This is a genomic window from Hyphomicrobium facile (assembly GCF_900116175.1).
GTDB lineage: Bacteria > Pseudomonadota > Alphaproteobacteria > Rhizobiales > Hyphomicrobiaceae > Hyphomicrobium_B > Hyphomicrobium_B facile.
On sequence record NZ_FPCH01000002.1, the window covers coordinates 407,930 to 422,473 of the forward strand.

10 protein-coding genes are annotated in these 14,544 nt (G+C 62.4%); 4 read left to right on the plus strand and 6 right to left on the minus strand.

Annotation, left to right across the window (positions count from 1 at the left end):
• Nucleotides 1-48: 48 nt before the first annotated feature.
• The 3 genes from BM399_RS08965 to BM399_RS08975 form a co-directional block, all read right to left on the minus strand.
• Nucleotides 49-1,830 carry an SPOR domain-containing protein gene (locus BM399_RS08965; protein WP_092867227.1) on the minus strand — a complete coding sequence of 594 codons (1,782 nt, stop codon included), beginning with the start codon at nucleotides 1,828-1,830 and terminating at the stop codon, nucleotides 49-51.
• A 62-nt stretch (nucleotides 1,831-1,892) separates the two neighbouring features.
• On the minus strand, nucleotides 1,893-3,653 hold the full coding sequence (argS, locus tag BM399_RS08970) for an arginine--tRNA ligase (protein WP_092867229.1): 1,761 nt from the start codon (nucleotides 3,651-3,653) through the stop codon (nucleotides 1,893-1,895).
• Nucleotides 3,654-3,729: 76 nt separating this feature from the next.
• The gene (locus BM399_RS08975) at nucleotides 3,730-4,956 is read right to left on the minus strand and encodes a deoxyguanosinetriphosphate triphosphohydrolase (protein WP_092867231.1); all 1,227 of its coding nucleotides are present in this window, start codon (nucleotides 4,954-4,956) and stop codon (nucleotides 3,730-3,732) included.
• A gap of 118 nt (nucleotides 4,957-5,074) precedes the next feature.
• On the opposite strand from BM399_RS08975, the gene erpA reads away from it, so the two are divergent.
• Together erpA and xth are read left to right on the plus strand one after the other, a co-directional pair.
• Nucleotides 5,075-5,398 (plus strand): iron-sulfur cluster insertion protein ErpA, encoded by a 324-nt coding sequence (erpA, locus tag BM399_RS08980; protein ID WP_177228100.1) that lies wholly within the window; start codon nucleotides 5,075-5,077, stop codon nucleotides 5,396-5,398.
• Nucleotides 5,399-5,476: 78 nt separating this feature from the next.
• A complete protein-coding gene (gene xth, locus BM399_RS08985) occupies nucleotides 5,477-6,259 on the plus strand; it encodes an exodeoxyribonuclease III (RefSeq protein ID WP_092867235.1) in 783 nt (260 codons plus the stop codon).
• Nucleotides 6,260-6,322: 63 nt separating this feature from the next.
• On the opposite strand, the gene BM399_RS08990 is transcribed toward xth, so the two are convergent.
• Together BM399_RS08990 and ilvD are read right to left on the minus strand one after the other, a co-directional pair.
• Nucleotides 6,323-7,417, minus strand: a complete 1,095-nt coding sequence (locus tag BM399_RS08990; protein ID WP_092867237.1) for a tetratricopeptide repeat protein — start codon at nucleotides 7,415-7,417, stop codon at nucleotides 6,323-6,325.
• The gene (gene ilvD, locus BM399_RS08995; protein ID WP_092867239.1) at nucleotides 7,404-9,128 is read right to left on the minus strand and encodes a dihydroxy-acid dehydratase; all 1,725 of its coding nucleotides are present in this window, start codon (nucleotides 9,126-9,128) and stop codon (nucleotides 7,404-7,406) included. Before ilvD ends, BM399_RS08990 begins: the two co-directional genes overlap by 14 nt.
• A gap of 418 nt (nucleotides 9,129-9,546) precedes the next feature.
• On the opposite strand from ilvD, the gene BM399_RS09000 reads away from it, so the two are divergent.
• Complete coding sequence (locus BM399_RS09000; protein WP_092867241.1) at nucleotides 9,547-10,677, plus strand: M48 family metallopeptidase; 1,131 nt, start codon at nucleotides 9,547-9,549, stop codon at nucleotides 10,675-10,677.
• Between the two features lie 98 nt (nucleotides 10,678-10,775).
• Nucleotides 10,776-11,381 (plus strand): DUF2939 domain-containing protein, encoded by a 606-nt coding sequence (locus BM399_RS09005; protein WP_092867243.1) that lies wholly within the window; start codon nucleotides 10,776-10,778, stop codon nucleotides 11,379-11,381.
• 275 nt (nucleotides 11,382-11,656) lie between these two features.
• Here BM399_RS09005 and BM399_RS09010 read toward each other — a convergent pair whose 3' ends face one another.
• On the minus strand, nucleotides 11,657-14,425 hold the full coding sequence (locus BM399_RS09010; protein ID WP_092867245.1) for a valine--tRNA ligase: 2,769 nt from the start codon (nucleotides 14,423-14,425) through the stop codon (nucleotides 11,657-11,659).
• Between the last annotated feature and the right edge of the window lie 119 nt (nucleotides 14,426-14,544).

Consider the following 14,544-nt stretch of genomic DNA (forward strand, 5'->3'; position numbering starts at 1 on the left):
GCCGGTGCGTGTGCACCAGCCGGATAAATATCACGGACGTTCAGGATATCAGTAAGAGGTGACCCAGCAATCTTTGTAGCCTTGAGCCTTGAGCTGCGAACACACGTTGCTCGCCTCTTCCCGCGATCCCGGCGGGCCGACGACAAGGCGGTCGTACGGGCCCTTGGCGAGGGTTGCCGACGCTATGTCCGGCGTTTTTCCTGCAAGTGCGCTACCGTATTTCTGCTGCATGTCGGCAAAGAGTTTCAGGGCGTCGATGCGGCTTGTATCGGAGCGGGGGACGGATGCCAGCACGGCGACGAAGCCTGCGCCCCCTGCCGAAGATGGGATGACCGGCGGCGCATCCGCCGTCGCGTCCGTTTCGACCGTCGGCTCGGCGCGCGCGACCTTCTTGAGCTTCTTCGGCGGCGCGGCCGGGGCTTCGGCGCTGTCGTCGGCGCTGCCGGTCGGATCGACGGAATTGACCTTCGCGATCTTGACGGGCTTTACGACCTTTTTGACGGGCGCCGCCTCGGCGTTCATCGGTTGTGGGCGAACGGGCGGGCTCGCCATCGTGGGTACGGTCGCCGGACCTCCCACACCCATTACCGGGTGCTGCCCGAAGTCGACCAGCGCGGTGCCTGGAACGCCCGTGTCACCCGGCTGAGGCCGCTGTTCAGGGGCCTGCGGCGGAGACTGGATCGACCCGTCGCGGCCGACGACCAAAGTCGAGACTTTGCGTGCGCCGCCATCGTCGGCGGGCGATGAATTCGCCGAGTTGTCGGCGCTGTCGGACGGCGCGCCTTGGCCGGAATTGTTCGCCTCATCCGCCTGCGCCGACGAAGTACCGTCGCCCAGGCGGCCCATGATTTTCGTATCGGAATAGGGGAACTGCTTTCCGCCGGCGTCAGCGGGCTTCGTCTTCGAGGGCAATTCTGCGCTCTTGATGACCGGCGGATCGCCCTGCTGATTGGGGGTGCCTGTGAGTTTTTTGTACCCGTAGGCCATGGTGCCGCCGATCACGATGGCGCCGACGAGAGCCGCCACGATCATCAACGGGCGCCGGCCGCGTGGCGCTTCTTCCTCGTCCTCGTATTCGACCTCTTCCTCGCCGTAGACGGGCTCCAAGTCGCCGCCTTCGGCTTGGCCGAAGCCGAGTTGTGCATCCCCGTGGTGTGGCCCATGATTCTGCTGATACGGGTCGTGCCCGAAACTATCATGCGGGCCCGCCCAGTCGGCCGCGCTCAACTCGTTGTCGTGATACTGTTGCTGTCCGAAGGTCGGCTGCGCATGCACCGGCTGCGGCGCCGGTTGCGGGGTGAACGAGGGAGCGGCGTAGCTGCCGTTATCAAAGCCGTGCGGATCTGCATTCCGGGCAGGCCACTGGGGCGCCGGTTGGCTCTGCGCGCCGTAACCCTGCGCCGGCTGCGCCTGCTGGGGGGCGAAGCTTGGCCGCGTCGGCGGCACATAGGGCTCGAATTGCGGTGCATAAGGGTCAGACTGCTCGGCGTGAGCAGGCTGCTGATAACCGCCGTAGTTTCCGCGGCTCGGGGCGGCGGACGGCTGCAGCTCGCTCCACTGGCCACCGCCGCCATAAGCCTGCTGCTCGGGGGCCTGGGCGCCGAAACCGGGCTGGGGAAAGGTTGGATAGTTCGGCGCGGGCTGCTGATGCTGGCCTTGCTGATGTTGGCCTGGCTGGTGCTGGCTTGGCCAGCCATTGTCCGATTGCGGCGCGCGGGGTGCCTGCGGCTGCGGATTGACCCACGGCGGCTGGGAATTGTGCGTTTGCGCGTTGGGGCGGGCAGCCGGCCTGGCGGCGTTCGGCCCGGGAAATGCGTTCTGCGAGGACATCGCGGAAACCCCCTTAGAGTGGGGCGCAAGCAGTGGTTGCGCCTAATCGTCGATTCGAGACTTTAGCGCATCGCTTCGGGCGCCTCGACGCCGAGGATTTGAAGCCCCGATCTTATCACCGTCTTTGTCGCGAAAATCAGCCCCAACCTCGCCGAAGTCGCAACCCCGTCATTTGCCTGAATAAAACGTAAATGTGGCGAATCATTGCCTCGCGTCCATTGGGTGTGGAGAGCGCTCGCGAGGTCGTACAGATAGAATGCAACCCGATGCGGCTCGTGCGCCGTCGCCGCTCCCTCGATCAGTCGTGGGAAACTCGCGAGGCGCCGGATCAGGTCGAGCTCTCCCGGATCCGTCAGGATCGAGAGGTCGGCCTTCTCGAGAGCTTCAACAGATATGTCTAATCCAGCAACCTGCTCGACTGCGTTCCTTAGAACACTCGCCGCCCTAGCATGCGCGTATTGCACGTAGAAGACGGGGTTGTCCTTCGACTGCTCCGTCACTTTGGCGAAGTCGAAGTCCAGCGTTTCCTGGTTTTTCCGGTAGAGCATCATGAAGCGAACGGGGTCGCGGCCGACCTCGTCGACAACATCGCGCAGCGTGACGAAGGTGCCCGCCCGCTTCGACATCTTGTACGGCTCGCCGGCTTTGAAGAGCCGCACGAGTTGCACGACCTTCACGTCGAGGTCTGCCGTTCCATCGGACAGCGCCGCGACCGCCGCCTTCATTCTCGGGATGTAGCCGACGTGATCCGCGCCGAAGACGTTGATCAGGTGGCGGAAGCCGCGTTGCAACTTGTCGTAGTGGTAGGCGACGTCACCGGCGAAGTACGTGTAGCTGCCATCGGATTTCTGCAGCGCGCGGTCCTCGTCGTCGCCGAAGGCCGTCGACTTGAAGAGCGTCTGGACGCGATCTTCCCACTCGGCATCGTCGTGTCCCTTGGGCTTCTCGAGCGTGCCCTCGTAGATCAACCCTTTCTCGCGCAGCACTTCGATCGCGGCTTTGACCTGATCGCGGCCGTTCGACGTGAGGGACGCTTCCGAGAAGAACACGTCATGGCGAATGTTGAGGGCGGCCAAATCGTCCCTGATCATCTCCATCATTTTCGCGATGGCGAACGACCGGACGAGCGGCAGCCAGCGTTCTTCGGGCATGTCGAGCAGCGACGCGCCGTGCTCGGCCGCGAGCGCTTCGCCGACGGGCTTCAGATATTCGCCCGGATAAAGGCCCTCGGGGATGGCGCCGATGTTCTCGCCCAACGCTTCGCGGTAACGGAGGAACGCGGACCGTGCGAGCACGTTCACCTGGCCGCCGGCGTCGTTGATGTAATATTCGCGCGTCACGTCGAAGCCCGCGAAGACGAGCAGGTTCGCCAGCGCATCGCCGAAGACGGCGCCGCGGCAATGACCGACGTGCATCGGACCCGTTGGGTTTGCGGAAACGTATTCGACGTTGAGCTTCTCGCCATGACCGGCTGCGCCGCTGCCGAAGGCCGATCCTTCTTTCAGAATCGTTCGCACCAGCGACTGCCAGACTCCGGTCGTGAAGGTGATGTTCAAGAAGCCTGGACCGGCGACGTCGATCTTGGCGATATCGGGCGTGGCTTCGAGCTTGGCCTTCAAAGCTTCCGCGATGTCGCGCGGCTTCATCTTTGCGGACTTCGCGAGAACCATCGCGGCGTTGACGGCGACATCGCCGTGGCTCGGATCGCGCGGCGGCTCGGCATCGAATGCCGGGAGAGCGAGGTCCTTGGGAAGAAATCCCTCGGACTGCAGATCTGTCAGCGCAGTGCGGACCCGGGCTGCGACATCAGCAAAAACGTTCATAGGAATCCTTTATTTTCGCGCTGGCGCCTCTCCTTCGTCGAGCCGGCCGCCAGCGCGGGAATGCGAAGCCTCGCGCCTAGCCCAGTTCCGGGGTGGCGTCAAACAGGCGGCGATGTTCCGCGAGCGCGTAGCGGTCGGTCTGTCCGGCCAGAAAGTCGCAAGCGACGCGCGCCCGGTGACGGTCATCCAGGCCCCGCAGCGCCTCTCGCCAGCCAGCGGGCAGCGCAGCGGCATCGGAATAGTATTTCCTAAACAGGTCGCGAACCACGTTTTCGGCCTTTTCCATGACGTCGAGAACCCGCCGGTGGTGATAGACGGCGCCGAACAGAAAGTTCTTCAGGTGCGCGAGATCGAGCGTCATGGCGTCCGAAAAAGAGATTGCCGCATGGCCCGCGGCGCGGATGTCGTCGGGCGAGCCTGGAGCCAAACCCGCAAGCCGCCGCCGGCTTTCGGTCACGACGTCACCGACCATCGCGGTGATCATGCGCCGGGTCACTTCGTAGATGGCGCGGCCACTCTCGGCGCCCTGTGCGACAGCCTTCACCTCGCTCGCGATCGGACCGGCGAGCGGCGCGCCATGGAGCGTATCGAACGTGATCAGCCCGGCGCGAAGCCCGTCGTCGACGTCGTGCGAGAGGTAGGCGATATCGTCGGCGAGGCTCGCGACTTGCGCTTCGGCAGAGGGCCATTGCTCGAGCTTCAGGGAACACCAGGCCTCAATATGGCGCGTGACTTTGGCGACGGCGGACGCGCTCCGCACGGGGCCATTGTGTTTTGCCAGCCCTTCGAGCGTTTCCCAGGTGAGGTTCAGGCCATCGAACGACAGATACTTGCGTTCGAGTGTCGTCACGACGCGAAGCGACTGAGCGTTGTGATCGAAGCCGCCGAAGGGGCGCATCTCGGTATCGAGCGCGCGCTCGCCCGCATGTCCGAACGGCGAGTGTCCGAGATCATGGGCGAGTGCGATCGTTTCGGCGAGGTCTTCGTCGAGGCGAAGCTGCCGTGCAATCGTGCGGGCGATCTGCGCCACTTCCAATGAATGGGTGAGCCGCGTTCGAAAGTGATCGCCCTCGTGCGGCAAGAAGACTTGCGTCTTATAGGTCAAACGCCGGAAGGCGGTCGAATGGAGCACCCGGTCGCGGTCGCGCTGGAAAGGACCGCGTGCGCCGCATTCCGATTCGGCGTGGTAGCGGCCTCGGGATGGGACTCCGCTCGCGGCATAGGGGGCCGGCGAGCGCTCCCCGGGCCTTAGGCTCAGCCCGTAATCCAGGGTCTCGGAGACCGGTTCAAGGCTCGCTATCATTTGTTCGATGCGCTTAGCATTTGACTTCGTCAGCCGCTTTCCTATCTCTTGCGTACCGCTACCGCTAGTAGGCCCCTAGTGGCCATGGCCGGATAACCGTCTGCAACCGATGACACAAATGACCATAACCGTCACAGAGCGCGCCGCGACCCGCATTTCCGAGATTACCGCGACCGAATCGGAATCGCCGATATTGCGCGTTTCGGTCGAGGGCGGTGGTTGCTCCGGTTTTCAATATAAGTTCGATCTGGTCGGCGCCCGCACCGATGACGACCTCGTCATCGAACGAAACGGCGCAGTCGTCGTCATCGACCCGGTTTCGGCGCAGTACATGGAGGGCGCCCAGATCGATTTCGTCGACGATCTCATCGGCGCCGCTTTCAAGATCACCAACCCGGTCGCCACAGCCTCATGCGGCTGCGGGACCAGTTTTTCCATCTAAGCCTTCCGGATTTGATTTGTCGCGGATTGAGTGGCACATCTGGTTTTTGCCACCTTCGCTTGAAATCGCTCCCTCGCCATGATCATCGCAACTTGGAATATAAACGGCGTCAAGGCGCGGCTTGAATCGGCGCTCGCATACCTGCGCCAGCATTCCCCCGACGTCGTCTGTCTTCAGGAAATCAAATCAGTCGACGAAGGCTTCCCGACTTCGGCGTTTCAGGATCTCGGCTACAACGTCGCGACCCTTGGGCAGAAGGGGTTCAATGGCGTTGCGCTTCTATCGAAGTCTCCGCTCGAGGATGTGACGCGCGGTTTGCCCGGCGACGAACTCGATCAGCATGCGCGCTGGATCGAGGCGTCCGTTGCGCTTGGCGATCGCATGGTTCGCATCGTTTCCCTTTATCTGCCGAACGGCAATCCGATCGGCACAGAGAAGTTCGCCTACAAGCTCGCATGGATGAAGCGGATGCAGGCTCGGGCAGCCGCTCTGCTCGAAGACGAGATGCCGCTTGTGCTCGCGGGCGACTTCAATGTCATTCCGGAAAGCGAAGATGCGAAACGTCCACAGGCCTGGGTAAACGACGCACTGTTTCAGCCAGAGAGCCGCGCCGCTTGGCGCTCGCTCGTCAATCTCGGTTTTACGGATGCGACGCGCGCCTGCCATCCGGGACCGGGCGTCTACACGTTCTGGGATTATCAGGCCGGAGCATTTCAGAAGGACGACGGCATCCGGATCGATCACATGCTGCTGTCGAGCCAAGCCGCCGATCTTTTGCGGTCGTCAGGCATCGACCGCGATACGCGGGCGCAAGAAAAGCCATCCGATCACGTGCCAGTCTGGATCAAGCTGGATTCTTGATTGGTTTATGCGTTTGGCGGCCGGCTCGACGAAGGAGAGTCGCCAAACGCAAATCAAAAGCTCTTAGCGAGCCGTGGGCTCGCCCGCTCCAAAGCCGAGCATCGGGGCTGACGACGACAATGCAGGCGCCGACTGCGACGCCGCAGCGGGCTGCAATGAGGTCGCCGCCGGAATGACCGCGTTTCGCTGGGGCGAGACCGACGGTGTCGACGTAATGACTTGCGTCGCGGGTGTCGGCGTTGCGACGCCCATCGGACGGACCAGTTCGCCGTTCGAGCACGTTCTTACCGGTTCGGCCGCCAAATTATCGAGACCGTCCTTGTCGTCGCGCGCCGCGGGGCTGCGGCCATAGAGGTTATGCCATTCGGCGACGCGTCCCGTCGCTTGCTGGCGGACGCCCTCGCCCGCATTGCAGAAGATGTTCTGATAGATGTCCTCGATCCACACGCGCTCGCTCGGCGGCGCGTTGGCGACGGCAACGTCGATGAGGTTCAGCGCGGCAGTTGGGTTCTTCTCGACGAACTTTCCGCGCCACATCAAATCGGCGAGGAACGCCTGGGCGCCGGGATGACCGGCTTGCGACAGGCGCGACAGCCAGTGGCGGCCGTTAGCGATCTTGCTTGAGGGGTCTTCGAAACCGGCGACCGAAATGTCCGGCCCCTCGCCTCTCAGAAATACCTTGGCGAGTTCGAACTGCGCGTCCTCGTCGTTGAAGGTCAGCGCGGCCCGTTGCAGAGCGCGATTCGCTGCTTCGACGTCCGGCTTCACGCCGGCATTGGCAACGCCATTTCGCAGATATGTCGAAACGGCTGTCAGGGATTTCGCGGCGATCGGCGCGAGACTATCGTCGTCCGGATCGACGTCTTGCAGATCGTCCGCAAGGGACTTGTACAAGCGGAAAGCTTTGCCGTGATCGGTGTAGGCACCTTCGTTATCGCCGTAGATGCGCGCCATGTAAAAGCGCGCGATCTGCGGTTTCGAAGTCTCAAGAGCTTCGAATGCGGGCAACGCCAGTTCGTAGTAACCGCCGTTGAACGCCGATATTCCTTGCTTCATCGCATCATCCGGCGAGCGGAAGACAATGTCTCCCGCCATCGCCGAACCCAGCATCAGAAGGGTCGCAACGCTTCCCGCAAGTGCAAGCCTAAATGTCCGCATAGCAGAGAACTTCCGCCTTTCCTCCCGCATGGGTAACAGCGCCGTAGCGCGCCGGTCCCACTTGGTCCGCAAATTTTCTCAGTGCCCCCGACTGGTACACGTTCGGAGGCGCCTTCCAGGTCTTGCGACGCCGTTCCAGCTCTTCCTCACTGACCTCGAGGTCGAGCGTGCCCTTTTCAGCGTCGATCGTGATGATGTCGCCATCCTGAACCAGCGCAATCGGACCACCGACGGCGGCTTCCGGTCCGACGTGGCCGATGCAGAGCCCGCGTGTGCCGCCCGAGAAGCGTCCGTCCGTTATGAGTGCAACGTTATCGCCAGCGCCTTGGCCGTAAAGTGCGGCCGTCGTCGACAGCATTTCGCGCATGCCCGGACCGCCCTTCGGTCCCTCGTAACGGATGATGATCACGTCGCCAGCCTTATACTTCCGATCCTCAACCGCCTGGAACGCATCTTCCTCACAGTCGAAGCACAATGCCGTGCCGCGGAACTTCTGCGTCTTCAGACCCGCGACTTTCACAATCGCACCGTCTGGTGCGAGCGTGCCTTTGAGGCCTACGACGCCGCCCGTCGGCGTGATCGGATTGGAAACCGGAAATACGACTTTCTGATCGTGATTGAATTTCACGCTCTCGAGATTTTGAGCGAGTGTCTTCCCGGTCACGGTGATGCAGTCGCCGTGCAAAATTCCGCCTTCGAGCAGAGCCTTCAGGATCTGCTGAACGCCACCGATGTCGTAGACGTCCTTGGCGACGTATTTTCCACCCGGCTTCAAGTCGGCGATATAGGGCGTCCGCTTGAAGATCTCGGCGACGTCGAACAGATCGAAATCGATGCCGACTTCGTGAGCCATGGCGGGCAAATGCAGCGCGCCGTTGGTCGAGCCGCCGGTTGCCGCAACGATGATAGCGGCGTTCTCGAAGGCCTTGCGCGTGCAGATTTCGCGCGGACGAAGGCCATCGGCGATGAGACGCATGACGGCTTTGCCGCTTTCGTGCGCGTAGGCATCGCGGCTTTCGTACGGAGCCGGTGCGCCAGCCGAACCCGGAAGCGCCAAGCCGATGGCTTCCGAAACGCAGGCCATCGTGTTCGCGGTGAACTGGCCACCGCAAGATCCGGCCGACGGACAGGCGACGCATTCAAGCTCGTGGAGCTCCGCCGCCGACATTTTTCCGGCATTGTGCATACCGACGCCCTCGAAAACGTCGACGACGGTGACGTCACGGTCCTTGAAGCGGCCCGGAAGGATCGAGCCGCCGTACATGAAGACGCTCGGCACGTTGAGCCGCAGCATCGACATCATCATGCCGGGCAAGCTCTTATCGCAGCCGGCGATGCCGACGAGAGCGTCATAGGAATGGCCACGCATCGTCAGCTCGATCGAATCGGCGATGACTTCGCGCGAGACGAGGCTCGACTTCATGCCCTGGTGGCCCATGGCGATGCCGTCGGTGACGGTGATGGTGCAGAATTCGCGCGGCGTGCCGCCTGCTTCCTTGACGCCGGTCTTGACCGCTTGCGCCTGGCGCATCAGCGAGATGTTGCATGGCGCGGCTTCGTTCCAGCAGGAGGCGACGCCGACGAACGGGCGGTTGATCTCCTCCTCGGTCAGGCCCATCGCATAATAATACGAACGGTGCGGCGCCCTCGAGGGACCCTGCGTCACGTGACGGCTCGGAAGCTTCGATTTATCGAACGTCTTGGCGTCCATTTATTCCTCTTTGGGCATCCTTGCCCTTGTCAAACCACCCGAATTCGGATGGCGCAGGGATGCCAGTCGCGTGGGCTCGGCGAAAGTGCTCTGCCTGATAAAAAATGACGCTGCATAAGCCGACGTCGCAAGTCAGCAGGTGCGCGGTCATTGTGGCTCGAAAGTGGCGCGATGGCTCCAGAAAGTTGCTTAACCGCCACATCAGCTATGCAACCCACCGATCATCGTTAACGGGGGCGCTGACTATGTCGAAAATCCCGGCCCCGCGTGTTGCATCGACGACGGCCGCTGGCTTTGCCATTTGGGCTGAGAATTCGACGCGACAAGGGCCCGAGTTTGTCGCCCGGGAGACATTTCTTTACGGGCAGCCATGCTTAAATGTGGGCGGTCGCGGTCCAACCCTAAGCGGAATTGTTCGATGACTTCAGCCCCGGCGGCCAATCCGGCCTTCCCGAGTTACTGCCGCTTTACCGCCAGCCGCGGGGCACCCCCCGTCGACGGCACCGTGTCCCTCGGCGCGTCCGGTATCGAGATCGACCTCCCCGGCGGTTCACGGCATATCTGGACGTACGGCAAACTCCGCTCCGAGGAGCCTATCCGGCGAAACGCCATCGACGTTCTTCTGACGTCCGGCGATGAGCCGGGCGCGTCGCTCTTCGTCCAGGGGGCGGGCTTTGCCGCGGCGCTCAGGGAGCGCGCGCCGCGTCTGTCCGTGCGCGCGGCATGGCTTCGCGAGAAGCGCATGTGGTTTTTCATTCTCGCGTTCGTCGCGGGGCTGATCGCTGCGGTCTACCTGCTCGGCTTCAGTCCGTCGAAATCGATCGCGCAACACCTTCCCAACAGCTGGCGCGAGCGGCTCGGCGATGCCACCCGGTCATCGATGACCAAGGGTCATAAGGAGTGCGTCGACCCTGCCGGTCTCGCGGCTCTCACGCTGTTGACCGAGCGTCTTTCGCAAGGCGCGTCGGGAAGCATCCCGTTCCATATCCACGTTTACGACTGGCCTTTGATGAACGCCTTTGCTGTGCCGGGCGGCCAGATCGTCCTGACCAGCGGCTTGCTCGACAAATCGGAAAGTCCGGACGAAGCGGCCGGCGTGCTCGCCCATGAAATGGGACATGGGATCGAACTCCATCCGGAATCTGCGATCATTCGCGGCGTCGGTCTTGGCGCGACGCTCGAGGTCATGCTCGGCAATACGACTGGAGGCGGGCTCGCCAACGTCGGGCTCATGCTGGCGCAGCTCGGATATTCCCGGAGCGCCGAACGCGAGGCCGACAAGCATGCGCTCGAGCTTCTGAAGGCAGCGGACATTTCGCCCAAAGGTCTCGGAAACTTCTTCACGCGCGTCACGAAGATGGAAGCCGAAGATGGCGACGAAGGGCCGGGCGCTTACAGCTGGTTTCGCACGCACCCTCCGGCCGCCGAACGCGCACGCGTCGTCAGCGAGCAGAAGGACTATCCGTCAAGCCCGGCGCTCAGTGCGGAAGCCTGGCAAAATCTGAAATCGGTGTGCAAGAAAACGCGCGACCCGGATCAGGCTGAATAGCGGCACGGAACGGCATGTTTGGCCCGAAGTTCGTCAGATTTTGTCCGTAAGGGGACAATGACGGCGCGAGATGATCGCGCGCTTCAACGGAACTCTGCATGAAGCCCGTATCAATCGTATTCGGATTTTTTCTCGTTGCCGCAGCGATTTATATCGGCTCGCCCTTCGCGACGGCCTGGGGCATTCGCGAAGCGGTCCGCAACGGCGATTCGAACTACCTTGCCACCGCCATCGAGTGGCCGACGGTTCGCGAAACGCTAAAGCCCTCGATTGCGCGGATCGCACTCAATCTTCCCGACACGAATGCCGATCCGGCAGCGAGCAATGGGCTCTGGACGCGCTTCAAAGCCTATTGGGGCCAAAGCGCCGTCGACAGCGTGGTCGAAAAGTACGTGACCCCCGAGGGACTTCCGCAGCTATTCACACTGCGGACCAAGTACCGCGATCTGGTCGGAAGTGATGCCGACGAAGCGAAGACCACGCCAATCCTCGAGCGGATCCAGCGCGCGTGGGCTCGCGTGAAGCGCGCGGAGTTCACGAGCCCGACGAGCTTCGAGATCGACATGGAAGACAAGTACGACCCGACGCGGATTTATCTCGGCAAGCTCGAGCTTCGATCAGTCGGATGGAAGCTCACGGAGCTGCGCGTCAAATTTCTGACGACGGCGAATACAGCCGTGCAGAAGTTCAGCACGATTGAGTAGCGCGACCGCGTGCGCCTGTCGCTCTGGGTCCCGCTCGTCGCTGTCTATCCCGGAGCGTCATCCCCGCGCAGGCGGGGATCTGTCCAAGCGTCCGTTCCTCGCAAGTATCCGGCCTGGATGGATCCCGGCCTACGCCGGGATGACGGTGATGGAGAAGCGCATCACATCACTACACCGCGATGTCATCCTCGGGCTTGGCCCGAGGATCCATCGTTCCGCATCAGTGGTGCCCGCTGCCTAATGGATCCTCGGGCCAAGCCCGAGGGAGGGTCGCGTCAGGCCGCGTCGCTCAGCCTTTTTAGTGCTGCCGAGAAGCGTATGATCTCGGCTTCGAGTTCGGCCTTGCGCTCCTTGGCTTCCTCGATCGCTTCTTCCTTGGCGCGCTCGATGAATTGCGGATTTGAGAGTTTCGCGTCCATCTTCTTCAAGTCGCCCTCGGCTCCCTCGATGGCCTTGGCGAGGCGACGCTTCTCGGCGGCCATGTCGATGATGCCCGCGAGCGGCAATGCCGCCGTCGTCTCTCCGGCAACGACGAGGGCCGCGCCTTTGGGTGCTGAATCCTCGAAGTCGATCTCGTCGATGCGGGCGACGCGCTTCAGCGTCTCCTCGTTGCGGCGGACGCGTTCGCGGATCACATCATCCGCGCCGACGATGACGAGCGGAATCTTCGCTCCCGCCGGCACGCTCATTTCCGTCCGCACCGAGCGGATCTCGGAGATGAGGTTCACCAGCCAATTCACTTCTTCGACCGCGTCAATCTCGACGAGGCCATCGAGCTGCGGCCACTGGCTGAGGGCGAGGATCGTGTCGCGCTTCACGCCGTATTCGACCATGTGCGTCCAAAGCTCTTCGGTGATGAAGGGCATGAACGGGTGCAGCATCTTGAGGATCTGGTCGAGCGTCCAAGCCGTCACGGCGCGCGTTTCGGCCTTCGCGGCTTCATCGTCTCCAGCGAGCAGCGGCTTGATCAATTCAAGGTACCAGTCGCAGAACTGACCCCAGACGAAGTCATAGATGGCAGCAGCTGCTTCGTTGAACTTGTAGGCTTCGAGCGCGGCGGTGACGGCCTTTGCCGTCAGCTCCGTTTCGCCGATGATCCATTTGTTGAACGTCTGCGACGCCGACTTCGGATTGAAATCGCGCTGGCGCACGCACTCATTCATCTCTGAGAAGCGAGCCGCGTTCCAAAGCTTCGTCGCGAAGTTGCGATAGCCTTCGACGCGTGCCTTCGCGAGCTTGATATCGCGGCCCTGCGCCGCCATCGCGGCGAGCGTGAAGCGCAGCGCGTCGGCGCCGAACTCGTCGATCAGGACGAGCGGGTCCATGACGTTGCCCTTCGACTTCGACATCTTCTGCCCCTTCTCGTCGCGGACGAGGGCGTGGATGTAGACGTCCTTGAAGGGCACTTCCTTCATGAAGTGGATGCCCATCATCATCATGCGGGCGACCCAGAAGAAGATGATGTCGAAGCCGGTGACGAGAACGCTCGTCGGATAGTAGCGCTCCAGTTCCGGCGTATCTTCGGGCCAGCCGAGCGTCGAGAACGGCCAGAGCGCGGACGAGAACCACGTGTCGAGGACGTCTTCGTCACGCGTGAGCGGAACATCGTTGCCATAGTGCGTCTTGGCCAAAGCCATTGCTTCGGCTTCGTCGGCCGCGACGAAGTATTTGCCGTCCGGGCCATACCACGCCGGGATTTGATGGCCCCACCAGAGCTGGCGCGAGATGCACCAGGGTTGGATGTTGCGCATCCATTCGAAGTACGTCTTCTCCCAGTTCTTCGGCACGAAGTCGGTCTTGCCGCTTTCGACGGCGGCAATTGCGGGCTTCGCTAGCTCTTCGGCGTTGACGTACCACTGGTCCGTCAGCCACGGCTCGATGACGACGCCGGAGCGATCGCCGTGCGGAACGGTGTGGCCGGTCGGCTCGATCTTTTCGAGCAGACCCAGCGCATCGATATCTGAGACGACTTGCTTGCGCGCGTCGAAGCGATCGAGGCCGCGGTAGGCTTCGGGCGCTTCGTCGTTGATCTTGCCGTAGGCGTCGAGAATGTTGATTTGTGCAAGATCGTGGCGCTTGCCGACTTCGAAGTCGTTGAAGTCGTGCGCGGGCGTGATCTTCACCGCGCCGGTGCCCTTCTCGGGATCGGAATATTCATCCGCAACGATCGGGATCTCGCGGCCAACGAGCGGCAGCTTCACCTTCGCGCCCGCTTTGATCAGCGCCGCGTAGCGTTCGTCATCGGGATGCACGGCGACGCCGGTATCACCGAGCATCGTCTCCGGCCGCGTCGTCGCGACGACGATGTAATCCTTGTCGTAGCCCGGAACCTTCGCCACCAGCGGATAGCGGAAGTGGTACATGTGGCCGCTCGGATCTTTCGCGAGGACCTTTGCGAGCGCGGCCGCATCGAACGGTTCGGCCCCCTCCTTCGACCACGTGAATTTTCCGCGCGCCTCGACCTGCACGACCTCGAGGTCAGAGATCGCTGTCTGGAACTTCGGGTCCCAGTTGACGAGGCGCTTGTCCTTGTAGATCAGCCCTTCGTTGTAGAGCTGCACGAAGACCTTCACGACGGCCTTCGACAGGCCTTCATCCATCGTGAAGCGTTCGCGGCTCCAATCGCAGGACGCGCCGAGACGCTTCAACTGCGTGACGATGGTGCCGCCCGATTCTTCCTTCCACGTCCAAACGCGCTTCAAGAATTCCTCGCGGCCGAGTTCGCGGCGCGACGGTTGCTTCTCGGCTGCGAGCTGGCGTTCGACGACCATCTGAGTCGCGATGCCGGCGTGGTCGGTGCCGGGTTGCCAGAGCACGTCACGGCCGCGCATACGCTCGAAGCGGACAAGAATGTCCTGCAGCGTATTGTTCAGAGCATGCCCCATGTGGAGCGAGCCCGTCACATTGGGCGGCGGTATGACGATCGAATAGGCGGCGTTCTTGCCGCCGGACGCGCTCCGTCCGGCCTGGAAGGCGTTGGCCTTCTCCCATTCGGAATTGATACGCGGCTCGATTTCGGCCGGTCGAAATGTCTTTTCAAGCATCTGAGGGAGCGTCGCTTATCAGCTATCTGGCCGGGGTTTTGGACCCCCGGTCGTACGGCCGACCTTCGCCGGCTGTCAACCTTCGCTCCCTAATGTCCGGATATTCTCCGTTGGCAGGC

Excerpts from the sequence above, each read along its gene's own strand:
- BM399_RS08965 (WP_092867227.1), bottom strand. The coding sequence starts at position 1,830 with ATGTCCTCGCAGAACGCATTTCCCGGGCCGAACGCCGCCAGGCCGGCT.
- argS (WP_092867229.1), bottom strand. The coding sequence starts at position 3,653 with ATGAACGTTTTTGCTGATGTCGCAGCCCGGGTCCGCACTGCGCTGACA.
- BM399_RS08975 (WP_092867231.1), bottom strand. The coding sequence starts at position 4,956 with ATGATAGCGAGCCTTGAACCGGTCTCCGAGACCCTGGATTACGGGCTG.
- erpA (WP_177228100.1), top strand. The coding sequence starts at position 5,075 with ATGACCATAACCGTCACAGAGCGCGCCGCGACCCGCATTTCCGAGATT.
- xth (WP_092867235.1), top strand. The coding sequence starts at position 5,477 with ATGATCATCGCAACTTGGAATATAAACGGCGTCAAGGCGCGGCTTGAA.
- BM399_RS08990 (WP_092867237.1), bottom strand. The coding sequence starts at position 7,417 with ATGCGGACATTTAGGCTTGCACTTGCGGGAAGCGTTGCGACCCTTCTG.
- ilvD (WP_092867239.1), bottom strand. The coding sequence starts at position 9,128 with ATGGACGCCAAGACGTTCGATAAATCGAAGCTTCCGAGCCGTCACGTG.
- BM399_RS09000 (WP_092867241.1), top strand. The coding sequence starts at position 9,547 with ATGACTTCAGCCCCGGCGGCCAATCCGGCCTTCCCGAGTTACTGCCGC.
- BM399_RS09005 (WP_092867243.1), top strand. The coding sequence starts at position 10,776 with ATGAAGCCCGTATCAATCGTATTCGGATTTTTTCTCGTTGCCGCAGCG.
- BM399_RS09010 (WP_092867245.1), bottom strand. The coding sequence starts at position 14,425 with ATGCTTGAAAAGACATTTCGACCGGCCGAAATCGAGCCGCGTATCAAT.